At 70.0% G+C, this 26,497-nt stretch carries 19 protein-coding genes and 2 pseudogenes; 16 read left to right on the top strand and 5 right to left on the bottom strand.

Annotation, left to right across the window (positions count from 1 at the left end; genetic code table 11):
- Positions 1 to 172: 172 nt before the first annotated feature.
- The 3 genes from BMZ82_RS05165 (at position 173) to BMZ82_RS05175 (ending at position 4,650) form a co-directional block, all read left to right on the top strand.
- Complete coding sequence (locus tag BMZ82_RS05165) at positions 173 to 1,678, top strand: cellulase family glycosylhydrolase (protein WP_177244394.1); 1,506 nt, start codon at positions 173 to 175, stop codon at positions 1,676 to 1,678.
- A gap of 78 nt (positions 1,679 to 1,756) precedes the next feature.
- On the top strand, positions 1,757 to 3,463 hold the full coding sequence (locus tag BMZ82_RS05170; protein WP_093772144.1) for a glycoside hydrolase family 6 protein: 1,707 nt from the start codon (positions 1,757 to 1,759) through the stop codon (positions 3,461 to 3,463).
- Between the two features lie 281 nt (positions 3,464 to 3,744).
- Positions 3,745 to 4,650: a class I SAM-dependent methyltransferase gene (locus tag BMZ82_RS05175; RefSeq protein ID WP_093772146.1), complete on the top strand. Its 906-nt coding sequence runs from the start codon at positions 3,745 to 3,747 to the stop codon at positions 4,648 to 4,650.
- Between the two features lie 132 nt (positions 4,651 to 4,782).
- Here the strand turns inward: BMZ82_RS05175 and BMZ82_RS05180 are convergent, their stop codons facing one another.
- The 3 genes from BMZ82_RS05180 to BMZ82_RS05190 form a co-directional block, all read right to left on the bottom strand.
- The gene (locus BMZ82_RS05180) at positions 4,783 to 5,619 is read right to left on the bottom strand and encodes an aldo/keto reductase (protein ID WP_093772148.1); all 837 of its coding nucleotides are present in this window, start codon (positions 5,617 to 5,619) and stop codon (positions 4,783 to 4,785) included.
- A 184-nt stretch (positions 5,620 to 5,803) separates the two neighbouring features.
- Complete coding sequence (locus BMZ82_RS05185) at positions 5,804 to 7,636, bottom strand: AMP-dependent synthetase/ligase (RefSeq protein WP_093772150.1); 1,833 nt, start codon at positions 7,634 to 7,636, stop codon at positions 5,804 to 5,806.
- A gap of 144 nt (positions 7,637 to 7,780) precedes the next feature.
- Positions 7,781 to 8,653: a LysR substrate-binding domain-containing protein gene (locus BMZ82_RS05190; RefSeq protein WP_093772152.1), complete on the bottom strand. Its 873-nt coding sequence runs from the start codon at positions 8,651 to 8,653 to the stop codon at positions 7,781 to 7,783.
- 257 nt (positions 8,654 to 8,910) lie between these two features.
- On the opposite strand from BMZ82_RS05190, the gene BMZ82_RS05195 reads away from it, so the two are divergent.
- Complete coding sequence (locus BMZ82_RS05195; RefSeq protein WP_177244408.1) at positions 8,911 to 9,909, top strand: bile acid:sodium symporter family protein; 999 nt, start codon at positions 8,911 to 8,913, stop codon at positions 9,907 to 9,909.
- 8 nt (positions 9,910 to 9,917) lie between these two features.
- Here BMZ82_RS05195 and fdhD read toward each other — a convergent pair whose 3' ends face one another.
- Both fdhD and BMZ82_RS42635 read right to left on the bottom strand, forming a co-directional pair.
- Complete coding sequence (gene fdhD, locus BMZ82_RS05200) at positions 9,918 to 10,766, bottom strand: formate dehydrogenase accessory sulfurtransferase FdhD (RefSeq protein WP_093772156.1); 849 nt, start codon at positions 10,764 to 10,766, stop codon at positions 9,918 to 9,920.
- A gap of 7 nt (positions 10,767 to 10,773) precedes the next feature.
- Positions 10,774 to 10,932: pseudogene (locus BMZ82_RS42635) on the bottom strand (Fe-S-binding domain-containing protein); the annotation flags it as partial.
- Between the two features lie 143 nt (positions 10,933 to 11,075).
- On the opposite strand from BMZ82_RS42635, the gene BMZ82_RS05210 reads away from it, so the two are divergent.
- From BMZ82_RS05210 to BMZ82_RS05260, 12 genes and pseudogenes are all read left to right on the top strand, one after another.
- Entirely contained in the window at positions 11,076 to 12,410 is a 1,335-nt protein-coding gene (locus BMZ82_RS05210) for an OFA family MFS transporter (protein WP_093772158.1), read from the top strand.
- Positions 12,376 to 12,513 (top strand): MFS transporter small subunit, encoded by a 138-nt coding sequence (locus BMZ82_RS40565; RefSeq protein WP_177244395.1) that lies wholly within the window; start codon positions 12,376 to 12,378, stop codon positions 12,511 to 12,513. The genes BMZ82_RS05210 and BMZ82_RS40565 overlap by 35 nt, the downstream gene beginning before the upstream one ends.
- A gap of 252 nt (positions 12,514 to 12,765) precedes the next feature.
- A complete protein-coding gene (locus BMZ82_RS05215) occupies positions 12,766 to 13,713 on the top strand; it encodes a beta-ketoacyl-ACP synthase III (protein ID WP_093772160.1) in 948 nt (315 codons plus the stop codon).
- A 255-nt stretch (positions 13,714 to 13,968) separates the two neighbouring features.
- On the top strand, positions 13,969 to 14,646 hold the full coding sequence (locus BMZ82_RS05220) for a GntR family transcriptional regulator (RefSeq protein WP_093772162.1): 678 nt from the start codon (positions 13,969 to 13,971) through the stop codon (positions 14,644 to 14,646).
- A 175-nt stretch (positions 14,647 to 14,821) separates the two neighbouring features.
- The gene (locus BMZ82_RS05225; protein WP_093772164.1) at positions 14,822 to 16,003 is read left to right on the top strand and encodes an ROK family transcriptional regulator; all 1,182 of its coding nucleotides are present in this window, start codon (positions 14,822 to 14,824) and stop codon (positions 16,001 to 16,003) included.
- Positions 16,004 to 16,247: 244 nt separating this feature from the next.
- The gene (locus BMZ82_RS05230) at positions 16,248 to 17,786 is read left to right on the top strand and encodes a sugar ABC transporter ATP-binding protein (RefSeq protein WP_093772166.1); all 1,539 of its coding nucleotides are present in this window, start codon (positions 16,248 to 16,250) and stop codon (positions 17,784 to 17,786) included.
- A pseudogene (locus BMZ82_RS05235) lies at positions 17,783 to 18,803 on the top strand (ABC transporter permease). The gene BMZ82_RS05230 and the pseudogene BMZ82_RS05235 overlap by 4 nt, the downstream one beginning before the upstream one ends.
- Positions 18,804 to 18,820: 17 nt before the next feature.
- Entirely contained in the window at positions 18,821 to 19,888 is a 1,068-nt protein-coding gene (locus BMZ82_RS05240; protein ID WP_093772170.1) for a substrate-binding domain-containing protein, read from the top strand.
- Between the two features lie 86 nt (positions 19,889 to 19,974).
- Positions 19,975 to 21,207, top strand: a complete 1,233-nt coding sequence (locus tag BMZ82_RS05245; RefSeq protein WP_093772172.1) for a Gfo/Idh/MocA family protein — start codon at positions 19,975 to 19,977, stop codon at positions 21,205 to 21,207.
- A 63-nt stretch (positions 21,208 to 21,270) separates the two neighbouring features.
- Positions 21,271 to 22,269 (top strand): sugar phosphate isomerase/epimerase family protein, encoded by a 999-nt coding sequence (locus BMZ82_RS05250; RefSeq protein ID WP_093772174.1) that lies wholly within the window; start codon positions 21,271 to 21,273, stop codon positions 22,267 to 22,269.
- 108 nt (positions 22,270 to 22,377) lie between these two features.
- Positions 22,378 to 25,029, top strand: coding sequence for a PQQ-dependent sugar dehydrogenase (locus BMZ82_RS05255; RefSeq protein WP_371271148.1), 2,652 nt, complete (start codon positions 22,378 to 22,380; stop codon positions 25,027 to 25,029).
- Positions 25,030 to 25,041: 12 nt separating this feature from the next.
- Positions 25,042 to 26,448: a ThuA domain-containing protein gene (locus BMZ82_RS05260; RefSeq protein ID WP_093772176.1), complete on the top strand. Its 1,407-nt coding sequence runs from the start codon at positions 25,042 to 25,044 to the stop codon at positions 26,446 to 26,448.
- Positions 26,449 to 26,497 lie beyond the last annotated feature (49 nt).

Raw genomic sequence — 26,497 nt, forward strand, 5'->3', positions numbered from 1 at the left:
ATGCTTGAAGAGTCGAAAAGATTCGACGTCGAGAGTTGAGTGAAAGTCAGGGAAAGTCGCGTGACGCCTCTGTTCTTTGCCAGCACTTGGCGCTAGCTTCGAGACACCAGTGGGAGCGGTTCCATCAGTCGACGCGTCGGTCACGACGCGCCTGAGCTGCAAGGAGTCGCTCATGCGACACCCCCCGCGTTCAGTACTTTCAGCCGTCGTCGGCATGGTCGCCCTCGGGACGGGCGTGACCCTGCCGGTCCTGACGGCTCAGGGAGCCACGCCCGCCTGCACGGTGGAATACTCCGTCACCAGCCAGTGGGACACCGGCTTCCAGGGTGCCGTGAAGATCACCAACAACGCGGCTGCCGTGAGCAGTTGGAGTCTCGCCTTCGACTTCGCGAACGGCCAGAAGGTCACCCAGGGCTGGACCGCCAAGTGGTCCCAGTCGGGCACGACCGTCACCGCCGCGAACGAGAGCTGGAACGGCTCCCTCGGCACGGGCGCGAGCGTCAGCGCCGGCTTCATCGCATCCACGTCGGGCGCGAACGCCGTGCCGACGACGTTCAAGCTCAACGGCACCACCTGCAACGTCGACACCCAACCCACCCCCACCCCGACCCCCACGCCCACTCCCAGCACCCCGCCCTCGACCGATCCGCCGGACACCGGTGACGCGCCGCCCGCGCTGCACGTCTCGGGGAACAAGCTCGTGGACGCCGCCGGGAAGACCCGCCGTCTGCTCGGCGTGAACCGCTCCGGTGGCGAGTTCATGTGCGTACAGGGGCGCGGCATCTGGGACGGACCGGTCGACGACGCCTCCGTGAAGGCGATCGCCGACTGGCACGTCAACACCGTCCGCATCCCGCTCAACGAGGAATGCTGGCTGGGCCTGTCGAACATCAACTCCGCGTACGGCGGCACTAATTACATCAACGCCGTCAAGGATCTGGTGGCCCGCGTCAAGGCGCACGGCATGACGCCGATCGTCGAACTGCACTGGACCTACGGCCAGTACACGGGCAACTCGGCCGGCTGCTCCGACGTGCACGCCAGTTGCCAGAAGCCGATGCCCGACATGCAGTACACGCCGTCGTTCTGGACCTCGGTGGCCAACACCTTCAAGGGTGACCCGGCCGTCGTGTTCGACCTGTTCAACGAGCCCTACCCGGACCGCGCCACCGCCACGACCAGCCAGGCGTGGCAGTGCTGGCGGGACGGCGGCACCTGCCCCGGCATCGGGTACGAAGTCGCCGGCATGCAGGATCTCGTCGACTCCGTACGGTCGACCGGCGCCAGGAACGTGATCCTGGCCGGCGGGCTCGCGTACTCCAACGACCTCAGCCAGTGGCTGACCTACAAGCCCACCGACCCGACCGGCAATCTCGCCGCCGCGTACCACGTCTACAACTTCAACACCTGCGCGAACGAGAGCTGCTGGAACTCGACGCTCGCCCCCGTCGCGGCCCAAGTGCCGCTGGTGGCAGGGGAGATCGGCGAGAACACCTGCTCGCACGGTTTCGTCGACCAGGTCATGAAGTGGTTCGACGACCGCGGACTGTCGTACCTGGGCTGGACCTGGAACACCTGGGACTGCTCCTCCGGTCCGTCCCTGATCTCCGCGTTCGACGGGACGCCCACCGCGTACGGCATCGGACTGCGCGACCATCTGCGCGCACTCGACGGATAGGCGCGACAAGACAGAACGGCAAGCGCAAGGAACCGAGCACACGGACAACTCCCGCGACCAAGAAGGAAACCCGCACTCATGAGCCGTAGCAGAACAGCGGTACTCGCCGCGCTGGCGCTGGTCGCCGGCGCCTCCGGGACGGCGCTCGCCGTCGTCCCCGGCGATCCGGGCATCGCCGCCATCCCGTGCAGCGTCGACTACAAGGTGCAGAACGACTGGGGCACCGGCTTCACCGCCGCCGTCACCGTCACCAACAACTCGGCCGCCAAGACGAGTTGGGCGGTGAAGTGGGCGTACGCCGGCAGCCAGCAGGTCACCAGCGGCTGGAACGCGAAGCTCACCCAGTCCGGTACAGCCGTCACCGCCGCCAACGAGACCTACAACGGGGCGCTGGCGACCGGCGGTTCGGTCAGCTTCGGATTCCAGGGCACCTACAGCGGCACCAACGCGATCCCCACCACGTTCACCCTCGACGGCGTGACCTGCAACGTGGACAGCGGGACCGGCACCCCCACCGACCCCGGCACCCCGTCCACCAAGGTCGACAACCCCTACGCCGGCGCCAAGGTGTACGTGAACCCCGAATGGTCGGCGAAGGCCGCCGCCGAGACGGGCGGCAGCCGCATCTCCAACCAGCCCACCGGCGTCTGGCTCGACCGCATCGCCGCCATCAACGGCGTGAACGGCGGCATGGGCCTGCGCGCCCACCTGGACGCGGCCCTCGCCCAGAAGGGCAGCGGCCAGGAAGTCGTCCAACTGGTCGTCTACGACCTCCCCGGCCGGGACTGCGCGGCACTCGCCTCCAACGGCGAGCTCGGCCCGACGGAGATCGACAAGTACAAGACGCAGTTCATCGACCCGATCGCCACGATCCTCGCCGACAGCAAGTACGCCGGTCTGCGGATCGTCACCACCATCGAGATCGACTCGCTGCCGAACCTCATCACCAACACCGGCAGCCGGGCCACCGCCACCGCGGCCTGCGACACCATGAAGGCCAACGGCAACTACGTGAAGGGCGTCGGCTACGCGCTGAACAAGCTCGGCGCGATCCCCAACGTCTACAACTACATCGACGCCGGTCACCACGGCTGGCTCGGCTGGGACGACAACTTCGCCCCCTCCGCCCAGCTCTTCTACCAGGCCGCCACCGCGGAAGGGGCGACCGTAGACGACGTGCACGGCTTCATCACCAACACGGCGAACTACAGCGCCCTGAAGGAGAACAACTACACGATCAACGACTCGGTGGCCGGCAAGTCGGTCCGTGAGTCGAAGTGGGTGGACTGGAACCGGTACGTCGACGAGCTGTCGTACGCGCAGGCCTTCCGCACCCAGTTGGTCTCCGCCGGCTTCCGCTCGGGCATCGGCATGCTGATCGACACCTCCCGCAACGGCTGGGGCGGCACCGCCCGGCCCACCGGCCCGGGGGCCACGACCACCGTGGACACCTATGTCAACGGCGGCCGTTACGACCGTCGTATCCACGTCGGAAACTGGTGCAACCAGGCCGGCGCCGGCCTCGGCGAGCGCCCGCAGGCGGCTCCGGCCGCCGGGATCGACGCGTACGTGTGGATGAAGCCGCCGGGCGAGTCCGACGGCGCCAGCAGCGCCATCCCGAACGACGAGGGCAAGGGCTTCGACCAGATGTGCGACCCGACGTACACGGGCAACGCCCGTAACGGCAACAGCATGTCGGGTGCACTGGCCAACGCCCCGCTGTCCGGGCACTGGTTCTCGGCACAGTTCCAGCAGTTGATGCAGAACGCGTACCCGCCGCTGTAGGCACCGAGCAGTTCCCGTCCGGCCGCCCCAGCTCACAGGGGGCGGCCGGATGCATGGGCGGCTGGGCCAGGAAGCGGGGGCGGTGCGCGGAGGAACAGCGTCAGCAGGGCCCGGTCCTTCGAACGGACGGCGGTGTTCGGCCGGTTCGCCCCCTCCGGCTGGTAACTGCCCGTGCGGGCTTGCTGTTCGCATCCCGCTTTTTGCCGTCCCGGCAACAAGAGTGGACCCCGCCCGGTGCGTCGGAGCACGCTGACGGCACACCGGACGAGAGGCTGACCACCATGGCGCACACCCCGCACACCCAGGCCCACGGCCACACGCACGATCACGGCCACGGCCATGTCACCGACATCGACTGGGCCGAGATGGCCCCGCACCTCGAAGCGCAGGCCGAACTGTTCACGCCCCTGTACGAGCGCGCCCTGTCCTGGCTCGGCAGGGAGGTGACCGAGCCGGGACTGATCGTGGACGCGGGCAGTGGCCCCGGCGTCATCTCCTGCCTGTTCGCCGAGACGTTCCCCGGGGCGCGGGTCATGGCGGTCGACGGCTCCGCGCCGCTGCTGGCACGGGCGCAGCAGCGCGCCGAGCGGCTCGGGTACGGCGACCGCTTCGGCACCCTGGCTGGTGAACTCCCCGGTGTGCTCGGCGAGTTGGACTACCCCGTCGACCTGCTGTGGGCGGGCCGCAGCCTGCATCACCTGGGCGACCAGCTCGCCGGCCTGACCGCCTTCGCGCAGCGGCTCGCACCCGGCGGGACGGTGGCGATCATGGAGGGCGGTCTGCCGGCCCGGTTCCTGCCGCGCGACCTCGGCTTCGGGCGGCCCGGCCTGGAGGCGCGGCTCGACGCGTTGCAGGAGGAGTGGTTCGCGCGGATGCGGGACGACCTGCCGGGCTCGCGGGCCGAGACCGAGGACTGGGCGGCGCTGCTCGGCGCGGCGGGCCTGAAGCACACCCGCACCCGCAGCTTCCTGCTCGACCTGCCCGCACCCGCCTCCGACCGGGCCCGCGACTACATCGCCGCGACCCTGTCCCGGCTGCGCGACTTCTTCGGCGACGCTGTGGACCCCGACGACCGCGCCGTCCTGGACCGGCTGCTCGACCCGCAGGACGAGGCGGGCGTGCACCGCCGCCAGGACGTCTTCGTGCTGGCCGCCCACACCGTGCACACGGCGGTCAAGCCGGTCTGACGGGGCTGGACTCGGAGAGCCCTCGACGCGAGGGACGCTCCGCCGTGCGCCACGCTTCGCGTCGAGGGCGCTCCGATCAGGGGGCGTCCTCGACGCGTACGCGTGCGGGCGAGTCGGTCAGCCGTCCGGGGCTCAGCCCATGTCGAACGTGCCCGGGTCCGGGCCGATGCGCCGGTCCTCGTTCAGCGCGCTGATCGCCGCCAGGTCCTCGGTGTCCAGGCTGAAGTCGAACACCTCGATGTTCTCCTTGATCCGCGACGGCGTCACGGACTTGGGGATCACGACGTTGCCGAGCTGGAGGTGCCAGCGCAGCACGACCTGGGCCGGGGTGCGGTTGTGCTTCTGGGCGATCGCCACGATCGCCGGGACCTCCAGGAGGCCCTTGCCCTGGCCGAGCGGGGACCAGGCCTCGGTGGCGATGCCCTGCTGCGCGTGGATCTCGCGGGAGGCGTGCTGCTGCAGGTGCGGGTGCAGCTCGATCTGGTTGACCGCCGGGATGACCGACGTCTCGCCGATCAGCCGCTCCAGGTGCTCCGGCAGGAAGTTGGACACGCCGATGGCCCGTACCCGGCCGTCGGCGAGGAGCTTCTCGAACGCCTTGTACGTGTCGACGTACTTGTCACGGGCGGGCAGCGGCCAGTGGATGAGATACAGGTCCACGTGGTCCAGGCCGAGCTTCTCCAGGGAGGTGTCGAACGCGCGGAGTGTCGCGTCATACCCCTGGTCGCCGTTCCAGAGCTTGGTGGTGACGAAGATGTCCTTGCGGGGCACGCCGGAGGAGGCGATGGCCTTGCCGGTGCCCTCCTCGTTGCCGTAGATCGCCGCTGTGTCGATGCTGCGGTACCCGGCCTCCAGGGCGGTGGCGACCGCGTGCTCCGCCTCGTCGTCCGGCACCTGCCAGACGCCGAAGCCGAGCTGGGGCATCTCCACGCCGTTGTTGAGGATGATCGGGGGGACCTTGCTGCTCACGAGCTCTTGATCCTTCGGTTGTCCGTCAAAGTCGTACTCCCATCGTCAACGATCACGACGGGTGATGCATTCCTGACCGCTCCGTCCTGACCTCTCCATTGTCATTCCTCCCCGGTGCCCGCCGGAACCCCGTTCACACCCGGAGGAGACCCTGAGTGCCGTACCGCGCGACCCCTAGGTGCCGTCAGGCGCCGGTGCCGTACAGCGCGTCGACTTCCTTCGCGTAGGCGTTTTCGATCGCCTTGCGCTTCAGTTTCAGCGACGGGGTCAGCAGTCCGTGCTCCTCGGTGAACGGCTGGGCGAGGATGCGGAAGGTGCGGATCTGTTCGGCCTGCGAGACCAGGGTGTTCGCCGCCACGACGGCCCGGCGCACCTCCGCCTCCAGCGCCGGATCGCGCACCAGCTCGACGGCCGGCAACTGCGGCTTGTCGCACATCTGCAGCCAGTGCTCGACGGCCTCCTGGTCGAGGGTGACCAGGGCGGCCACGAACGGCCGGTCGTTGCCGACGAGGATGCACTGGTTGACCAGCGGATGATCGCGTACCCGCTCCTCCAACTGCCCCGGCGAGACGCTCTTGCCGCCGGAGGTGACCAGGATCTCCTTCTTGCGGCCGGTGATCGTGAGGTAGCCGTCCTCGTCGAGGGAACCCAGGTCGCCGGTGGCCAGCCAGCCGTCGTGCAGGGTCTGGTCGGTCGCCTTGGGGTTGTTCAGATACCCCTGGAAAACGTTGTCCCCGCGCAGCCATATCTCGCCGTCGTCCGCGATGTGCACGGTCATCCCGGGGATGGCCTGGCCGACGGTGCCGTAGCGGGTGCGTCCGGGCGGGTTGGCGGTCGCGGCGGCCGTCGTCTCGGTGAGGCCGTAGCCCTCGTAGATCTGCACGCCCGCGCCGGCGAAGAACAGGCCGAGCCTGCGGTCCATGGCCGAGCCGCCGGACATGGCGTGCCGGACGCGGCCGCCCATGGCCGCGCGCACCTTGGAGTAGACGAGCTTGTCGAACAACTGGTGCTGCATCCGCAGGCCCGCCGACGGGCCGGGGCCGATGCCCCACGCCTTCGCCTCGACGGCCTCCGCGTAGTTGACGGCCACCTCGACGGCCTTCTCGAACGGCCCCGCCCTGCCCTCCCGCTCGGCCTTGCGGCGGGCCGCGTTGAAGACCTTCTCGAAGATGTACGGCACGGCCAGGAAGAACGTCGGTTTGAAGAGGGCCAGATCGGGGAGCAGGGCGGACGCGTGCAACTGCGGCTGGTGGCCGAAGCGGACCTTGCCGCGGATCGCGGCGATCTGCACCATCCGCCCGAAGACGTGCGCGAGCGGCAGGAACAGCAGCGTCGCCGCCTCGTCGCCCTTCCTGGAGTGGAACACCGGCTCCCAGCGCTCGATGACGGTGTCCGCCTCGAACATGAAGTTCCGGTGGGAGATGACACAGCCCTTGGGCCGGCCCGTCGTACCGGACGTGTAGATGATCGTCGCGGTCGAGTCCGGGGTGACCGCCTGCCGGTGCCGGTGGACGACCTCGTCCTCGATGGCTGCGCCGGCGTCGTACAGCTCCTGCACACAGCCCGAGTCCACCTGCCACAGTTGCCGCAACTGCGGGAGGCGGTCGATGACGGTGGCGATCGTCATCGCGTGGTCCTCGTGCTCGACGACCGCGGCCGTGCACTCGGCGTCGTAGAGCATCCAGAAGCACTGCTCGGCGGAGGACGTCGGGTAGACCGGCACCACCTGCGCGCCGATCGTCCACAGGGCGAAGTCGAAGAGCGTCCACTCGTAGCGGGTGCGGCACATGATCGCGACCCGGTCGCCGAAGCGGATGCCCTGCGCGAGCAGACCCTTGGCGAGGGCGAGGACCTCGTCGCGGAACTCGGCGGCGGTGACGTCCCGCCAGTCGCCCCGCTCGTCCTTGCGGCCGAGGGCGATGTACTGCGGGTCGTCCTGCGCGTGCTGGAAGACGACGTCGGCCAGACCGCCGACCGGCGGTGCCAACGCCAACGGAGGGTTGGTGAACTCGCGCAAACCAGGCACCCCGCTTCCGCTCCGGCTTCGAAAATGGCCGATTCTCGTGGCCGTACAGCGCCGTGAAAGCTACCCCACCCGGTGACGGGGTGGGAGCGGGGCAAGTTTCGGGACCGCAATCTCCACCGAATCTGCCCCTACCGCTTACGTCGTCGGATGCCGGTGCAGTCGGTCGCCGCCCGCCAGGATCGCCGCCGCGAGGGCGTCCGCGGCACCCTGGGCCGACGTCCGCCTGCGGCCGTGCACCAGGACGAAGTCGACCCGCCCCAGCTCGGGCAGCCCCGCCCGGTCCGGGATCCGTACCAGGCCCGGCGGGATCAGGCCCCGTGAGTGCGCCATGACACCCAGGCCCGCCCGAGCCGCGGCGACGAGACCGCTGAGACTGCCGCTCGTGCATACGATCCGCCAGTCCCGCCCCTGCCGCTCCAGCGCCTCCAGGGCCAGCGCGCGGGTGATGCCCGGCGGCGGGAACACGATGAGCGGAACCGGACGGTCGGCGTCCAGCCGCAGCCGCTCCGCGCCGATCCACACCAGCCCGTCGTGCCACACCAGCTCGCCGCGCGGATCCTCGGGGCGGCGCTTGGCCAGCACCAGGTCCAGCTTCCCGGCGGCCAGTCGCTCGTGCAGGGTGCCCGACAGCTCCACCGTCAGCTCCAGGTCGACCTCGGGGTGGTCGGAGCGGAAGCCTTCCAGGATCTCCGGCAGCCGGGTCAGTACGAAGTCCTCCGAAGCGCCGAAGCGCAGCCGGCCGCGCAGCCGCGCGCCGGTGAAGAAGGCCGTGGCCTGCTCGTGGACGTCCAGGATCCGGCGCGCGAACCCGAGCATCGCCTCGCCGTCCTCCGTGAGCTCCACGGAGTGCGTGTCCCGGGTGAACAGGGTCCGCCCGGTCGCGTCCTCCAGACGCCGCACATGCTGGCTGACGGTGGACTGCCGCAGCCCGAGCCGCCGCGCGGCCTGCGTGAAACTCAGCGTCTGGGCGACGGCGAGGAAGGTGCGCAGATGGGAGGGCTCGTACACACCCGTCACAGTAGCCCCTGAGGGCTTGGTTATCGCGGTGCGTGATGACAGTGAGTGCGGTGTACGGGATTCCCGATCACGGTCCGGAAGAGGACCATGGAGCGGGGTCCTCAGGGCCCTGACACAAGGTCGTCGAACCCGTCGAATTCATCGAACCGCACCGACCCTCACCGAACTCATCGACCCGTCGAACTCATCGAACCGCAGTATCGAACCGCACGTGGAGCACCGTGAAACGCCTGCACTGGCCGAGTCGGATGCCGGTCGACCCCTACATCCTGCTGCTGCTCGGGACCGTCGGGCTCGCGGCACTGTTCCCGGCGCGCGACACCGCCGCCGACGTGGCCTCCGGCGCCTCCACGGCCGCGATCGCCTTCCTCTTCTTCCTGTACGGGGCCCGGCTGTCCACCCGTGAGGCGCTGGACGGACTGAAGCACTGGCGACTCCACGTGACCGTCCTGGCCTGCACGTTCGTCGTCTTCCCGGTGCTGGGTCTGGCCGCGCGCGGCCTCGTCCCGGTCTTCCTCACCGACCCGCTCTACCAGGGGCTGCTCTTCCTCACCCTCGTCCCGTCGACCGTCCAGTCGTCGATCGCCTTCACCTCCATGGCCCGCGGCAACGTGCCCGCCGCGATCTGCGCCGGCTCCTTCTCCTCCCTGGTCGGGATCGTCGCCACCCCGCTGCTGGCGGCGGCCCTGCTCGGCAGCGGCGGTGGCGGCGGCGGTGGCTTCTCCGCCGACTCGCTCGTCGAGATCGTGCTGCAACTCCTCGTACCGTTCCTCGCGGGGCAGTTGCTGCGCCGCTGGATCGGCGGGTTCGTCACCCGGCACAAGAAGGTGCTCGGGCTGGTCGACCGCGGCTCGATCCTCCTCGTCGTCTACACCGCGTTCAGCGAGGGCATGGTCCAGGGCATCTGGCACCAGGTCAGCGCCGCACGGCTCGGTGGACTGCTCGTCGTCGAGGCCGTCCTGCTCGCGGTGATGCTCGCCCTGACCTGGTACGGCGGCAGGGCGCTGCGGTTCAACCGGGAGGACCGCATCGCCATCCAGTTCGCCGGCTCCAAGAAGTCCCTCGCCGCCGGACTGCCCATGGCGAGCGTCCTGTTCGGCGCGCACGCCTCCCTGGCGGTGCTGCCGCTGATGCTCTTCCACCAGATGCAGTTGATGGTCTGCGCGATCATCGCCAAACGCCGGGCGCGCGATCCACTGGAACCGTCGCGCGAACGGGCCGAGGAGAGGGCACCGGCGGCGGCGTGACGTAAGGGTCAGCCCTGAGCGGTCGCGGTCCGTAGGGCGATGCGGTCCTCGCCCGCGTACACGTTCATGGAACTGCCGCGCAGGAAGCCCACCAGCGTCAGCCCGGTCTCGGCGGCCAGGTCCACGGCCAGGGAGGACGGCGCGGAGACCGCCGCGAGCAGCGGGAGGCCCGCCATCACGGCCTTCTGCGCCAGCTCGAACGAAGCCCGGCCCGAGACCAGCAGGATCGTCCGCGACAGGGGCAGCTCCCCGTTCTGCAGGGCCCGGCCGACCAGCTTGTCGACCGCGTTGTGCCGGCCCACGTCCTCCCGTACGTCGAGCAGCTCGCCGTCCTCGGAGAACAGGGCCGCCGCGTGGAGCCCGCCGGTCCGGTCGAACACCCGCTGCGCCGCCCGCAGCCGGTCGGGAAGGCTCGCGAGCAGCTCGGGCTCGACCTGGAGCGGGGGAGTGTCGGCGATGGGCCAGCGGGTCGTCGTCCGGACCGCGTCCAGGCTCGCCTTGCCGCACAGGCCGCAGGAGGAGGTGGTGTAGACGTTCCGCTCGAGGGTGATGTCGGGGATCGCCACGCCGGGGGCCGTGCGTACGTCGACCACGTTGTAGGTGTTGGATCCGTCGGCCGTCGCGCCCGCACAGTAGACGATGTTCAGCAGATCGGATGCGGTCGCCAGCACACCTTCGCTGACCAGGAAACCGGCGGCCAGCGCGAAGTCGTCACCGGGCGTGCGCATGGTGATGGCGAGCGGCTTGCCGTTGAGCCGGATCTCCATCGGTTCCTCGGCGACGAGGGTGTCCGGCCTGGTGGCGACCACTCCGTCCCTGATGCGGATCACTTTGCGTCGTTCGGTGACTCGTCCCATGTCCTGATCAGCCCCGGTTCTGTACGTGCTGGTAGCCGAAGCGGCCCTTTGCCGAGCGATTGCCGTGGGCCACCGGGTTGTCGTGCGGTGAGGTGACCTCCACGATCTCATTGTCCTGCACGTGCGGCGTGGGGTTGCAGCCCACTCCGCAGTACGCGCACGCCGCGTCGGTTATCTCGTCGGTGGTCTCGTCGGTGGGTTCGTGAACCGGGCGGTCCGACCGTTCGGCGCAGCTCGCATACCGTTCACCGAAAACTGTCGACGCGCCGCCTTTCCAACTCCCGCGCGGCTTCCTACCGTTCAGGACTCATGAGTCCCCCTGTCGCACCGCCCGGCTGGAGCCGCTGGCTCGTCCCGCCGGCCGCCCTCTCGGTCCACCTCTCCATCGGCCAGGCCTACGCGTGGTCCGTGTTCAAGCCGCCACTGGAGTCCGCGCTCGGCCTCAGCGGCACGCAGAGCGCGCTCCCGTTCCAGCTCGCCATCGTCATGCTCGGCCTGTCCGCCGCCTTCGGCGGCACGCTGGTGGAGCGCAACGGGCCGCGCTGGGCGATGACCGTCGCCCTGGTCTGCTTCTCGTCCGGCTTCCTGATCTCCGCGCTCGGCGCCGCCACCGAGCAGTACTGGCTGATCGTCCTCGGCTACGGCTTCGTCGGCGGAATCGGCCTCGGCATCGGCTACATCTCGCCCGTCTCCACGTTGATCAAGTGGTTCCCGGACCGCCCCGGCATGGCCACCGGCATCGCCATCATGGGCTTCGGCGGCGGCGCGCTCATCGCCTCGCCCTGGTCGGCGCAGATGCTGGAGTCGTTCGGCTCCGACAGCTCCGGGATCGCGCTCGCGTTCCTCGTACACGGGCTGTCGTATGCCGTATTCATGACGCTGGGCGTCCTGCTGGTGCGGGTGCCGCGCGGCGAGCGGCCGGTCGCGGGCGGGCCGAGCGCCGTCGAGGGGGTGCAGGTCTCGGCGCGCAGCGCGGTGCGGACGCCGCAGTTCTGGTGCCTGTGGGTCGTGCTCTGCATGAACGTGACCGCCGGCATCGGCATCCTGGAGAAGGCCGCCCCGATGATCAGGGACTTCTTCAGCGACACCTCCACCCCGGTCTCGGTCTCCGCGGCCGCCGGCTTCGTCGCCCTGCTGTCCGCGGCGAACATGGCCGGCCGGATCGGCTGGTCGTCGGCCTCCGACCTGATCGGACGCAAGAACGTCTACCGGGTCTACCTGGGCGTCGGCGCCCTGATGTACGGGCTGATCGCGCTGATCGGCGACTCGTCGAAACCCCTGTTCGTCCTGTGCGCGCTGGTCATCCTCTCCTTCTACGGCGGCGGCTTCGCGACGATCCCCGCCTACCTCAAGGACCTCTTCGGGACCTACCAGGTCGGCGCGATCCACGGCCGGCTGCTCACCGCCTGGTCCACGGCCGGCGTGCTCGGCCCGCTGATCGTCAACTGGATCGCCGACCGGCAGGAGGAGGCCGGGAAGCACGGCTCGGCGCTGTACACCCTGTCCCTGTTCATCATGATCGGGCTGCTCGCCGTCGGCTTCGTCGCCAACGAACTCGTCCGGCCCGTCCACCCCCGCCACCACATCCCCGCCCAGAGGAAGGCCGCCGATGTCGAACGACAGCAGCCCGAGTCCGCAGCCTGACCGACGGCCGCTGATCGCCTTCTCCTGGCTGTGGGTGGGCGCCCCGCTCGCCTACGGGCTGTACGAGCTCGTACAGAAGGCGACGCAACTGTTCACCGGGTAGCGGTGTCCTGGGGCCGGTCCCGATGAGGCGGGTGCCGATGGGGCGGGTGCTGATGAGGAGGCTGGTGGGGCGGGTGTTCGTGGGGCGGATGTTCGCCGGGTGGGTGTTCGACGGTTGCTCGGGCGTCCGAGGGCTATGGGGAAGCCGACAACCCGGGAACCGGTTTCCTGTCGCTTCACGCGCCCCCGTACCCGCGAGTCACTGATCAGACTGGAGGATCCCGCTACCCAAGGCAACGAGGGGGACCCCCCAATGAACGGCTCGCGCATCGCCGCCGTCGGCCACTACCAGCCCGCCAAGGTGCTCACCAACGAGGACCTGGCGGGCCTGGTCGACACCAGTGACGAGTGGATCAGGAGCCGGGTGGGTATCCGCACGCGCCACATCGCCGGCCCCGACGAGCCCGTGGACGAGCTGGCCGCGCACGCCGCCGCCAAGGCGCTCGCGTCGGCGGGTCTCACGCCGGGCGACATCGACCTGGTGCTGGTCGCGACCTCCACGGCCATCGACCGCTCGCCCAACATGGCCGCCCGGGTCGCCGCCCGGCTCGGCATCCCGCAGCCGGCCGCGATGGACGTCAACGTCGTCTGCGCCGGTTTCACCCACGCGCTGGCCACCGCCGACCACACCCTGCGCGCGGGCGCCGCGACCCGCGCCCTGGTGATCGGCGCCGACAAGATGTCCGAGGTGGCCGACTGGACCGACCGCACCACCTGCGTGCTCGTCGGCGACGGAGCCGGCGCCGCCGTCGTCGAGACCTGTCCGGACGGGGTCGAGCCCGGCATCGCGCCCGTGCTGTGGGGTTCGGTGCCCGAGATGGGCAACGCGGTGCGGATCGAGGGGCAGCCCGCGCGGTTCGCGCAGGAGGGGCAGAGCGTCTACCGCTGGGCCACCACCCAGCTCCCGCCCCTGGCGCGCCAGGCCTGCGAGCGGGCCGGACTCACCCCCGAGGACCTCGCCGCCGTCGTCCTGCACCAGGCGAACCTGCGCATCATCGAACCCCTCGCGCAGAAGATCGGCGCCGTCAACGCGGTCGTCGCGCGCGACGTCACCGAATCGGGTAACACCTCCGCCGCCAGCATCCCGCTGGCCTTCTCCAAGCTCGTCGAGCAGGGCGCCGTCTCCACCGGGGACCCGGTGCTGCTGTTCGGCTTCGGCGGCAACCTGTCGTACGCGGGACAGGTCGTGCGCTGCCCGTAGACGGGGCGGGACGGCGGCGGGACGCACGCGGGCGGGCCGGGAGCTGCTGTGCGCCGTAGACTGTAGACGAAAGACAATCGATACTCGGTACTCGGCTGTAGACAGTCGACCGACTACAGGCGACCGCTCGCAGTCGAACCGGCCACGGGTGGTCGGCCTCGGCTGCCGAAGCCCGGCTGCGGGCGGTCGATACGTCAATCGATGCGGGGCTTTCGAGGTGCGGTTGCCCGGTGTCGCCCAGGAGGGGACCGACCGATGTTGTCGCCAGGACTGCCGCAGGGTGCGGTGCCCAAGCTCGAACGGCCCGGCCCGCTGCGCGACCGCGTCTACGAGGCGCTGCTCGAGCTCATCACCACCCGCGCCCTCCAGCCCGGCCAGCACCTCGTCGAGAGCGAGCTCGCCGCACACCTCGGTGTCTCGCGGCAGCCGGTGCGTGAGGCGCTGCAACGGCTGAACACCGAGGGGTGGGTCGACCTCAGGCCGGCCCAGGGCGCGTTCGTGCACGAGCCGACCGAGGAGGAGGCCGACCAACTCCTCACCGTCCGCACGCTGTTGGAGGCCGAAGCCGCACGGCTCGCCGCCCTGCACGCGAACCAGGCCGACATCGATGCGCTGGACGAGATCCAGGGCCAGGGAATGACGGCCGTCGCCGAGGACGACGTGGACGCCGCCGTCGCCCTGAACGCCCGCTTCCACGCCAAGATCATGGAGATCGCGGGCAACGCCGTCCTCGCCGAGCTGGCGGCCCGGGTCGACCGCCGGGTGCGCTGGTACTACACGCCGATCGCCCGGCAGCGCGGCCACGAGTCCTGGGCCGAGCACCGCGAGCTGATCACCGCGATCGTCGCCCACGACGAGCAGTCGGCCACCCGGCTGATGCGCGAGCACACCGAGCACACCCGACGCTCGTACCACGCCCGCGCCAAGTCCTGAACTTTCAGGGGCTGATGGGGCGTGGCGAGCGCCCGCACGGCTTTGTCCTGTGAGTGGAGAAAGTTGACGGCAATCCGTGCACGACTTCTTCCCTAGTGCGGCGGTCGCTGCTACGTTCCCTTCGAAAGCCCGACACTGGTGGCCGAGTTGAGGCGGGGAGGGGTTCGTGAGACGCATGACGGCGCGACCCGCGAACGCTCACCAGGCCCGCCTGCTCACGCTGTTGCGGGACAGCGGCCCCAACTCCCGTGCCCAACTGGGTGATCGGGTCGACCTGTCCCGGTCCAAGCTGGCCGTGGAGGTGGACCGGCTCCTGGAAACGGGGCTGGTCGTCGCTGACGGCCTCGCCGCCTCGCGCGGCGGCCGCCGCTCCCACAACGTCCGGCTCAACCCGGGGCTGCGCTTCCTCGGCGTCGACATCGGCGCGACCTCGGTCGACGTCGCCGTCACCAACGCCGAACTGGAGACCCTCGGACACCTCAACCAACCCCTCGACGTACGTGAGGGACCGGTCGCGGTCTTCGAGCAAGTCCTGTCCATGGCCGCGAAGTTGAGGGCGACGGGACTCGCCGAGGGCTTCGACGGCGCCGGCATAGGCGTACCCGGTCCGGTTCGTTTTCCCGAGGGCGTGCCGGTCGCGCCGCCGATCATGCCGGGCTGGGACGGCTTCCCCGTGCGGGAGGCGCTCAGCCAGGAACTCGGCTGCCCGGTCATGGTCGACAACGACGTGAACCTCATGGCGATGGGGGAGCAGCACGCGGGCGTCGCCCGCACCGTCGCCGACTTCCTCTGTGTCAAGATCGGCACCGGTATCGGCTGCGGCATCGTCGTCGGCGGCCAGGTCTACCGTGGCACGACCGGCAGCGCGGGCGACATCGGGCACATCCAGGCCGTGCCTGACGGCCGCCCGTGCGCCTGTGGCAACAGGGGTTGCCTGGAGGCCTACTTCAGCGGCGCGGCCCTGGCCCGTGACGCGACGGAGGCGGCCCAGCAGGGCCTTTCGGCGGAACTCGCGGCACGGCTGGAGACGAACGGCCGCCTCACCGCCGTCGATGTCGCAGCCGCGGCCGCCGCGGGCGACGCCACCTGCATCGAGATGATCCGCGAGGGCGGCAACCGCGTCGGCCAGGTCATCGCCGGACTCGTCTCGTTCTTCAATCCCGGCCTGGTCGTGATCGGCGGCGGGGTCACCGGCCTCGGTCACACCCTGCTCGCCGCGATCCGCACCCAGGTGTACCGCCAGTCGCTGCCCCTCGCGACCGGCAACCTCCCCATCGTCCTGGGGGAGTTGGGACCCACCGCCGGTGTGATCGGCGCGGCCCGACTGATCAGCGACCACCTGTTCTCCCCCGCGTAAGCTCGCCACCCGACCTGACCCGATCCGGCCCCACCCGACCCGATCCGATCCAGCCCCACCTGATCCGATCCCGGCACGCCCGCCATCGACACGGCCCACCAGCACAGCGCGCCGCCCTGCCTGGCTATGCGAAACCCGATAACTCGCCCCGCCTTGCCTCGATTTGCCCTGCCCTGCGCTGCCTGAGAACAACGACTTCGTTCTGCCCTGACTCCGGCCCGCACGCCCGCCGAGGGGAACCCACATGGCATCAGAACCACCGCTCCTCAGCATGTCCGGCATCACCAAGTCCTTTCCCGGGGTACGGGCGTTGGACGGTGTCGACCTCGACGTCCAGGCCGGCGAAGTGCACTGCCTGCTCGGCCAGAACGGTGCCGGGAAGTCCACCCTCATCAAGGTCCTGGCCGGCGCCCACCAGCCCGACGGCGGCGTCATCCGCTGGCAGGGCGACCCCGTCACCCTGCGCTCCCCGATCGCGGCCATGCGCCTCGGCATCGCCACCATCTACCAGGAACTCGACCTGGTGGAGCACCTGTCGGTCGCCGAGAACGTCCACCTGGGCCATGAACCCACGGCCGCCGGCTTCGTCGTACGGGCCAAGGCGGCCCGCGCTTCAACGACTGCCCTGCTGAAGCGACTTGGGCACCCGGAGATTGAACCCGCCAAGCTCGTGGGCGAGTTGTCGGCGGCGCAGCAGCAGATCGTCTCCATGGCGCGGGCGCTCTCGCACGACGTACGGCTCATCGTGATGGACGAACCGTCCGCCGCCCTCGACCCCGACGAGGTCGACAACCTGTTCCGCATCGTCGGCGATCTGACCGCCGCCGGAGTGGCCGTCGTCTACATCTCGCACCGGCTGGAGGAGATCCGGCGGATCGGCGACCGCGTGACCGTACTGAAGGACGGACGGGCGGTGGCTGGCGGACTGCCCGCGAAGGCGACGCCGACGCGCGAGGTCGTGGCGTTGATGACGGGACGCAACGTCGAGTACGTCTTCCCCGAGCGGCCGTCGGATGAGGTGGCCGCTGCTGCCGTGACCGGGGGTCGCAAGCCCCTACTGGAGGTGCGAGGGCTCGCCCGGGACGGTGAGTTCGCGGCCCTCGACCTGACCTTACGGCCCGGAGAGATCGTCGGGCTCGCCGGACTGGTCGGCTCGGGACGTTCGGAGATCCTGGAGACGATCTACGGAGCGCGAAAGCCCGGCGCGGGTCAAGTCCTGGTCGACGGACGGCCGTTGCGCCCCGGCAGCGTGCGGGCCGCCGTACGCGCCGGGCTCGGGCTCGCTCCCGAGGAACGCAAGGCGCAGGCCCTGCTGATGCTGGAGTCCGTCACCCGCAACGTCTCCGTCTCCTCCATGTCCCGTTTCGCACGCGGGGGTTGGATCGACCAGCGCGCCGAGCGGGGGGCGGCGCAGGCCGCGACACGTGAGCTGTCCCTGCGCCCCGACAACCCGTCCGCCCCGGTGCGCACCCTGTCCGGCGGCAACCAGCAGAAGGCCGTCCTGGCCCGCTGGCTGCTGCGCGGCTGCCGGGTCCTGCTGCTCGACGAGCCGACCCGGGGCGTCGACGTCGGAGCCCGCGCCGAACTGTACGCAGTCGTCCGTCGACTGGCTGACGAAGGCCTCGCCGTACTGCTGGTCTCCAGCGAGGTCCCCGAGGTGCTCGGCCTCGCCGACCGCGTGCTGGTGCTCCGCGAGGGCCGCGTCGTCCACACGGCGCCCGCCCGTGAACTGGACGAACACCGCGTACTCGACCTCGTCATGGAAGGAAGCCCGGCGTCATGACGCAGCCCGTCTCCCCACCGCGCGGCAGCACCGACAAGGTGCCGCAGCTCCCGCCCCCCCGCCGCCTGGCGCACCCTGGCGGCCCGCACCGACCTCCGCACGCTCTCCCTCCTCGGGGTGCTCGCCGCGCTCGTCGTGATCGGCGGGATCACCAAGCCGGAGGAGTTCCTCGACACCCGCAACCTCCAACTCGTCCTCACCCAGGGCTCGGTGATCGGCGTGGTCACCGTGGGCATGACGTTCGTCATCACCTCCGGCGGCATCGACCTCTCGGTCGGCGCGATCGTCGCCCTCGCCTCGGTGTGGGCCACCACGGTCGCCACCCAGGAATACGGCTTCGCGGGCATCCTCTTCACCGCGGTGCTCGTCGGCGTGGGCTGCGGCCTGGTCAACGGCCTGCTCATCGCCTACGGCGGGATGGTGCCGTTCATCGCCACGCTCGCCATGCTGGCCTCCGCCCGCGGGCTGGCGCTGCAGATCACGGACGGCCGGACGCAGATCGTGACGGTCGACGGCCTCCTCGACCTCGGCGAGCGCGACGCCTACCTGCTCGGCGTCCCGCCACTCGTGATCGTCTTCGCGATCGTGACGGTCATCGGCTGGCTGGTGCTGAACCGCACGACCTTCGGCCGCCGCACGGTCGCGGTCGGCGGCAACGCGGAGGCCGCCCGGCTCGCCGGCATCGACGTGCGCCGCCAGCGGCTCTACCTCTATCTGCTGTCCGGACTGTGCTGCGGCATCGCCGCCTTCCTGCTGATCATCCTGTCCGGGTCGGGCCAGAACACCAACGGCAACCTCTACGAACTCGACGCCATCGCGGCCGCGATCATCGGCGGCACGCTGCTCACCGGGGGGCGCGGCACCATCACCGGCTCCGTGCTCGGCGTACTGATCTTCACCACGATCACCAACATCTTCGCCCTGAACAACCTGCAGAGCGACGTCCAGCAGATCGCCAAGGGCGCGATCATCGTCGCCGCCGTGCTGGTCCAGCGCCGTACCGCGAGCACGTCCTGAGGAGAGGGTTCACCGCCATGCCAGAGCCGACACCTTTCACGAACCGCTTCACCAGTCGCAGAGGAATGCTCTTCGGGGCCGCCGCGGTCTCCGCCGGCACCTTCCTTGCAGGTTGCACCAGCAACGATTCCAGCGCCGGGGACGAAGCGCCGGCGGGCAGCGACCAGTCGGCCGCCGACGACAAGCCCGGCAAGCAGGTGACCATCGGCTTCGCCGGACCGCAGGCCGACCACGGCTGGCTCAACGCCATCAACGACAACGCCGAGAGCCGCGCGAAGAAGTACTCCGACGTGACCCTGGAGATCACCGAGGGCTCCAACGACACCGCCCAGCAGATCGGCCAGATCGAGACCCTCATCAACAAGAAGGTCGACGTACTGGTCGTGCTGCCCGCCGACGGCAAGGCCCTCACCCAGGTCGGGCTGAAGGCGATGCGCGCGGGCATTCCGGTCGTCAACCTCGACCGGATCTTCAACACCCCTCAGGCGTACCGGTGTTGGGTCGGCGGCGACAACTACGGCATGGGCCTCAACGCCGGGCACTACATCGGGGAGAAACTCAAGGGGAAGTCCGACGCCCGCGTCATCGAGCTGGCCGGTCTGGACAACCTGGAGCTCACCAAGCAGCGCAGCCAGGGCTTCGACGACGCCCTCAAGAACTACCCGAACATCAAGAAGGTGGCCCGCCAGGCCGCCGAGTTCACGGTCGAGTCGGGGCAGGCCAAGATGGCCCAACTCCTTCAGGCACAACCCAAGTTCGACGCGCTGTGGAACCACGACGACGACCAGGGCGTGGGCGCGCTGCGCGCCATCGAGCAGGCCGGACGCGACGACTTCCTGATGGTCGGCGGCGCCGGCGCGCTCGCCGCCTTCCAGGCGATCAAGCAGGGCAACGGCGTCCTGAAGGCGACCGTCCTCTACCCGCCGACCATGGCCGCCTCCGCGATCGACCTCGCCCGCGCCCTCGGCCAGGGCAAGGGCGTCGGCGGCCTCGCCGAGTACGAGATCCCGGCCTCGATCACCCTCTACTCGGCGGTCGTCGACAAGACCAACGTCGACCAGTACATGTCCACCGGCTTCAAGTAGGCCGCGCAAGGCGGCCAGTTCGACGTCCACCGCCCACCCCCTGCTCCCACCCCCCACCGTGCCACGACGACAAGGAGGACAACCGTATGGAACAGCCGCAGCAGCCAGCAGGTCCGGAGGCCGGCAAGCCGCCGCTCCGTGTGGGGATGGTCGGTTACGCGTTCATGGGCGCCGCCCACTCCCAGGGCTGGCGCACCGTGGGCCGCGTCTTCGACCTGCCCCGCCGCCCGGTCCTCGCCGTGATCTGCGGCCGCGACGCCTCCGCCGTGCGCGCGGCGGCCGACCGGCACGGCTGGGCGGAGACCGAGACCGACTGGCGTGCCCTGATCGCCCGGGACGACGTCGACCTCGTCGACATCTGCACCCCCGGCGACTCGCACGCCGAGATCGCCGTCGCGGCGCTGGCCGCCGGCAAGCATGTGCTGTGCGAAAAGCCCCTCGCGAACACTGTCGAGGAAGCCGAGGTCATGGCCCGCGCCGCCGAAACGGCCTACGGCCAGGGCAAGTTGGCGATGGTCGGTTTCAACTACCGCCGGGTCCCGGCCACCGCCCTGGCCCGGCGGATGGTCGCCGAGGGCAGGCTCGGCACCTTGCGGCACGTGCGGGTGACGTACCTTCAGGACTGGCTGGTGGACCGGGAGTTCCCGCTGACCTGGCGACTGCGCAGGGAACTGGCAGGCTCCGGCTCGCTCGGCGACCTGGGCGCGCACATCGTCGACCTCGCACAACACCTGGCGGGGGAGCGGCTCGCAGGAGTCTCCGCGATCACCGAGACCTTCGTACGGCAGCGTCCGCTGCCCGGCGGCCCGGCGAGCGGCTTGAGCGCCACGTCCGCCGACGACACCAACTCCCGCACCCGCACCGACACCGGCACGGTCACGGTGGACGACGCCGCCCTGTTCACCGGCCGTTTCGCCTCCGGGGCGCTCGCCTCGTTCGAGGCGACCCGGTTCGCCACCGGACGCAAGAACGCCCTGCGGCTCGAACTCAACGGTGAGCGCGGCTCGTTGGCCTTCGACCTGGAGCGCCTGAACGAACTGTGGTTCCACGACGCCACCGAGCCCGGTACGCACGCCGGCTTCCGCCGCATCCTCGTCACCGAACCCGACCACCCCTACCTGGACGCCTGGTGGCCGCCGGGACACGGCCTCGGCTACGAGCACACCTTCGTCCACCAGGCCCGCGACCTGGTCCACGCCGTCGCCGAGAACCGCAGCCCCGAGCCCTCCTTCGCCGACGGACTACAGGTGCAGCGCGTCCTGGCGGCGGTCGAGGAGAGCGCCGAGAAGAACTCCGTCTACACCCCCATCGCGGACTGAGGACAAAGGACCAAGGACCGTGAACCGAAAACTGACGACAGAGGACCGAGGAGGGCCTGAAGCATGCCGCGCACGTTCACACTCTTCACCGGCCAGTGGGCCGACCTGCCCCTGGAAGAGGTCTGCCGCCTCGCCCGCGACTTTGGCTACGACGGCCTCGAACTCGCCTGTTGGGGCGACCACTTCGAGGTCGACAAGGCACTCGCGGACCCCGGGTATGTGAAGGACCGCCACCAACTCCTCGACAAGTACGGCCTGAAGTGCTGGGCCATCTCCAACCACCTGGTGGGACAGGCGGTTTGCGACGCCATCATCGACGAGCGCCATCAGGCCATCCTGCCCGCCCGCATCTGGGGCGACGGCGAACCGGAAGGCGTCCGGCGGCGCGCCGCCGCCGAGATCGCCGACACCGCGCGGGCCGCGGCGGCTTTCGGCGTCGACACGGTGATCGGCTTCACCGGATCCGCCATCTGGCACCTGGTCGCCATGTTCCCGCCCGTACCCGAGTCGATGATCGCGCGAGGGTACGAGGACTTCGCCGAGCGCTGGAACCCGATCCTCGACGTCTTCGACGCGCAGGGCGTGCGGTTCGCGCACGAGGTCCACCCCAGCGAGATCGCATACGACTACTGGACGACCGTACGCACACTGGACGCGGTCGACCGCCGACGGGCCTTCGGCCTCAACTTCGATCCCAGTCACTTCGTGTGGCAGGACCTCGACCCGGTCGGCTTCCTGTGGGACTTCCGCGACCGGATCTACCACGTGGACTGCAAAGAGGCCCGCAAGCGCCTCGACGGTCGCAACGGCCGCCTCGGCTCCCACCTGCCCTGGGGCGACCCGCGCCGCGGCTGGGACTTCGTCTCGGCCGGCCACGGCGACGTCCCCTGGGAGGACGTCTTCCGCATGCTGCGCTCCATCGACTATCAGGGCCCGATCTCCGTGGAGTGGGAGGACGCCGGCATGGACCGCCTCCAGGGCGCCCCCGAGGCGCTGACCCGCCTCAAGGCCTACGACTTCGAGCCGCCGTCGGCCTCCTTCGACGCGGCATTCGGCAACTGAGACCGAGCCAACCGCTTCTGACCATTCATCAGTTCGGTCCGGGATGACGGCGCATCCCCGCACCCACCCGCACCCGCCCGTACAACCAGCCCCATCCTGGAGGCACCCGTGCACGGGAACGACCCCACCACCGGCACCCGCAGACCCGGGACCGGCAGAACCAGGACCGACAGAATCGAGACAGGCAGAGCCGAGACAGGCAGAGCCGAGGCCCGCAGGCGACGCCGTCCTTCGCTGCGCAGAGCGATCGCCCTCCTCGGCGGTGCCCTGCTGGCCGGCGCGTCCCTCACCCTCACCACGCCCCGGGCCGACGCAGCCGACGCGGCCGTTGCAGACTCGGCCGTCACGGCCGCCGAGGACTTCCAACAAGTCACCCTCGCCAAGGGGGAGGCCGAGGTCGGCGAGCCCATGTCGCTCGCCGTCCTGCCCGACCGCTCGGTCCTGCACACCTCGCGCGACGGCGAACTCCGGCTCACCGACGCCGCCGGCAACACCCGACTCGCAGGCAAGCTCGACGTCTACTCCCACGACGAGGAGGGCCTCCAAGGCATCGGCGTGGACCCGGAGTTCACCGCCAACCGCTTCATCTACCTCTACTACGCACCGCCGTTGGACACCCCGGCAGGCGACGCCCCCGAGACCGGAACCGCCGCCGACTTCGCCCCCTTCGACGGAGTCAACCGACTCTCCCGCTTCGTACTGAAGACGGACGGGACGCTCGACACCGCGAGCGAGACGAAGATCCTCGACGTGCCCGCCTCGCGCGGCCTGTGCTGCCATGTCGGCGGCGACATCGACTTCGACGCGGCGGGCAACCTCTACCTGTCCACCGGCGACGACACCAACCCGTTCCAGTCGGACGGCTTCACCCCCATCGACGAGCGCGCCGACCGCAACCCCGCCTTCGACGCCCGCCGTTCCGCAGGCAACACCAACGACCTGCGCGGCAAGATCCTGCGCATCAAGGTGAACGCCGACGGCTCGTACGCCGTCCCCGACGGCAACCTCTTCGCGCCCGGCACGGACCGGACGCGGCCCGAGATCTACGCGATGGGTTTCCGCAACCCGTTCCGCTTCAGCGTCGACCAGACCACCGGCATCCTCTACGTCGGCGACTACGGTCCCGACGCCGGCACCGCCGACCCGGCCCGTGGACCGGCCGGCCAGGTCGAGTTCGCGCGCGTCACCGGTCCCGGCAACTTCGGGTGGCCGTTCTGCACGGGCGACAATGACCCGTATACCGCATACGATTTCGCGACCGGTGTATCCGGCGCGCCCTTCGACTGCGCCGCCCCGAAGAACACCTCGCCGCACAACACCGGACTCACCGGCCTGCCCCCGGCCCAGCCCGCCTGGATCCCGTACGACGGCCCGTCGGTACCGGAGTTCGGCGACGGTTCGGAGTCCCCGATGGGCGGCCCCGTCTACCACTACGACGCCTCGCTCGACTCACCGGTGAAGTTCCCGGAGGCGTACGACGGGAGTTTCTTCGCCGGGGAGTTCGGCCGCCGCTGGATCAAACGCATCGCCAGTGACGCGAACGGCGCGGTGCAGTCGATCGAGCCCGTTCCGTGGACCGGCACCCAGATCATGGACATGGCGTTCGGGCCCGACGGGGCGCTGTACGTCCTCGACTACGGCACCGCCTGGTTCGGCGGAGACGAGCACTCGGGCCTGTACCGCATCGAGAACGCCACCGACGGCCACTCCCCGGTCGCCCAGGCCGCAGCCGACCGCACCTCGGGACAGGCCCCCCTGAAGGTACGTTTCTCCTCCGCCGGCAGCACCGACCAGGACGGCGACACGCTCACCTACCGCTGGGACTTCGGCGACGGCGGCACCTCGACGGCGACCGACCCCACGCACCGGTACAGGGAGAACGGCACGTACACCGCGACCCTCACCGCCGAGGACGGCACGGGCCGCACCGGCAGCGCGAGTGTGCAGGTCGTCGTGGGGAACACGGCCCCCAAGGTGGTCCTGGAGACGCCGAAGGACGGGCAGTTGTTCAGCTTCGGCGACGCGATCCCGTTCAAGGTGAAGGTCACCGACCCCGAGGACGGCACGGCGATCGACTGCGCCAAGGTCGAGGTCACCTTCGTCCTCGGCCACGACAGCCACGGCCACCCGGTCACCTCGGCCAACGGCTGCACCGGCACCCTCCAGACCAGCGCCGACGGCGGCCACGACGAGGACGCCAACATCTTCGGGGTGCTCGACGCCGAGTACACCGACGGCGGAGGCGGCGGGCAGGCCGCACTCACCTCGCACGACCAGAACGTCCTCCAGCCCCGGCACCGTCAGGCCGAGCACTTCGGTGCCTCCTCCTCCGGCGTCACGGTGACCGCCCGCGCGTCCGCCCACGGTGGCCGCACGGTGGGTGACCTCACCCGTGGCGACTGGATCTCCTTCACGCCGTACGCGCTCGGCAACGCCCGGAAGATCACCGTCAGGGTGTCCTCCGCCGGTACCGGCGGCACCCTCGAGGTCCGCGCGGGCTCGCCGAAGGGCACCCTGCTCGGGAAGGCGACCGTGCCGGCCACGGGCGGATGGGACACCTATCAGGACGTCAGCGCTCGACTGTCCCGTGCCCCGAGGGGCGCGACCACGCTCTACCTGGTCGTCAAGGGCGGCAGCGGATCCCCGTACGAGAGCGGATCCCGGTACGAGAGCGGATCCCCGTACGAGAGCGGATCCCGGTACGAGAGCGGACCCCTGTACGAGGTGGACGACTTCACCTTCACGACGGCAACGGGCTGAGGGGCGGCCTGTATGCGCACAGCGATGAGCGCTGCCGCCGGGTCCGTACTGCTCCTCGGCTGCCTAGCCCAACCGGCCGCTTCCGCGTCCAACTCGACGTCTGCGGACGGTAGTTCGCGGGCGCGAGTGCTGGTCTTCTCCAAGACGGCCGGTTTCCGGCATGACTCGATTCCGGACGGCGTCACGGCGGTGCGGCAGCTCGGCGTGGCGGGTGGCTTCAGGGTCGACGCGACCGAGGACGCGGGCGCGTTCACGACTGCGAACCTGCGGCGATACGACGCCGTGGTCTTCCTGTCGACCACCGGGGACGTCCTGGACGCCGTCCAACAGGCCGCCTTCGAGGGCTACATCCGGCACGGCGGCGGCTATGTCGGGATCCACGCGGCGGCCGACACCGAGTACGACTGGGCGTTCTACGGCGGTCTCGTCGGCGCACGGTTCGAGTCGCACCCGGCGATCCAGCCCGCAACGGTCCGCGTCGAGGACCGCGCCCACCCGGCGACCTCGGGACTCGACCGCACCTGGAACCGCACCGACGAGTGGTACGACTACCGCTCCAACCCACGCGAGCGGGTCCACGTCCTGGCCTCGCTCGACGAGTCCTCGTACACCGGCGGCACCATGAACGGCGACCATCCGATCGCCTGGTGCCAGAACTACCAGGGCGGCCGCGCCTTCTACACCGGGGGCGGCCACACGAGGGAGTCCTACGAGGATCCCGTATTCCGCAGACACCTGCTGGGCGGAATGCTGTATGCGGTCGACGCCGTGCGTGCGGACTGTCGACCGGAGAACGGATACCGTCCACTCTTCGACGGCACGTCCCTGGACGGCTGGCGGCAGGCCGGACCCGGCTCCTTCACCCTCTCCGACGACGGCACGCTGACGTCGACGGGCGGTATGGGCCTCCTCTGGTACGCCGACCGGAGCTTCGGGGCGTACTCCCTGAAGCTCGACTGGAAGACCACGACCGGCGCCCCGAGCGGCACCGATGACGACGACTCCGGTGATCACAACTCCGGTGACGACAACTCCGGTGACGACAACTCCGGTGTGTTCGTGGGCTTCCCGCCGTCCGACGACCCCTGGTCCGCCGTCGACAACGGCTACGAGATCCAGATCGACGCCACCGACGTCCCCGAGAAGACCACGGGGTCCGTCTACGGCTTCCGGTCCGCCGACCTGAAGAAGCGGGACCGCGCGCTGAACCCGCCGGGGGAGTGGAACACGTACGAGATCCGCGTGGTCGGCGAACGCCTGCGCGTCTGGCTCAACGGCGTGCAGATCAACGACTTCACCAACACCGATCCGGCCCGAAGCCTGCGCGACGGACACATCGGACTGCAAAACCACGGGGCCGACGACCAGGTGTCCTTCCGCGACGTCCGGATCAGGGAACTGCCCGTCAAGGGCGACTGAACGGCGGCGGGCGGGGCACGCCGGACCCCCGCCCGCCGCCACCCCACCC

The sequence above is a fragment of the Streptomyces sp. yr375 genome, from assembly GCF_900110755.1.
In the GTDB taxonomy this organism is placed as follows: Bacteria; Actinomycetota; Actinomycetes; order Streptomycetales; family Streptomycetaceae; genus Streptomyces.

Coding starts and splice junctions, on each gene's coding strand:
- BMZ82_RS05165 (WP_177244394.1), top strand. CDS start 173: ATGCGACACCCCCCGCGTTCAGTACTTTCAGCCGTCGTCGGCATGGTC.
- BMZ82_RS05170 (WP_093772144.1), top strand. CDS start 1,757: ATGAGCCGTAGCAGAACAGCGGTACTCGCCGCGCTGGCGCTGGTCGCC.
- BMZ82_RS05175 (WP_093772146.1), top strand. CDS start 3,745: ATGGCGCACACCCCGCACACCCAGGCCCACGGCCACACGCACGATCAC.
- BMZ82_RS05195 (WP_177244408.1), top strand. CDS start 8,911: ATGCCGGTCGACCCCTACATCCTGCTGCTGCTCGGGACCGTCGGGCTC.
- fdhD (WP_093772156.1), bottom strand. CDS start 10,766: ATGGGACGAGTCACCGAACGACGCAAAGTGATCCGCATCAGGGACGGA.
- BMZ82_RS05210 (WP_093772158.1), top strand. CDS start 11,076: ATGAGTCCCCCTGTCGCACCGCCCGGCTGGAGCCGCTGGCTCGTCCCG.
- BMZ82_RS40565 (WP_177244395.1), top strand. CDS start 12,376: ATGTCGAACGACAGCAGCCCGAGTCCGCAGCCTGACCGACGGCCGCTG.
- BMZ82_RS05215 (WP_093772160.1), top strand. CDS start 12,766: ATGAACGGCTCGCGCATCGCCGCCGTCGGCCACTACCAGCCCGCCAAG.
- BMZ82_RS05220 (WP_093772162.1), top strand. CDS start 13,969: ATGTTGTCGCCAGGACTGCCGCAGGGTGCGGTGCCCAAGCTCGAACGG.
- BMZ82_RS05225 (WP_093772164.1), top strand. CDS start 14,822: ATGACGGCGCGACCCGCGAACGCTCACCAGGCCCGCCTGCTCACGCTG.
- BMZ82_RS05230 (WP_093772166.1), top strand. CDS start 16,248: ATGGCATCAGAACCACCGCTCCTCAGCATGTCCGGCATCACCAAGTCC.
- BMZ82_RS05240 (WP_093772170.1), top strand. CDS start 18,821: ATGCCAGAGCCGACACCTTTCACGAACCGCTTCACCAGTCGCAGAGGA.
- BMZ82_RS05245 (WP_093772172.1), top strand. CDS start 19,975: ATGGAACAGCCGCAGCAGCCAGCAGGTCCGGAGGCCGGCAAGCCGCCG.
- BMZ82_RS05250 (WP_093772174.1), top strand. CDS start 21,271: ATGCCGCGCACGTTCACACTCTTCACCGGCCAGTGGGCCGACCTGCCC.
- BMZ82_RS05260 (WP_093772176.1), top strand. CDS start 25,042: ATGCGCACAGCGATGAGCGCTGCCGCCGGGTCCGTACTGCTCCTCGGC.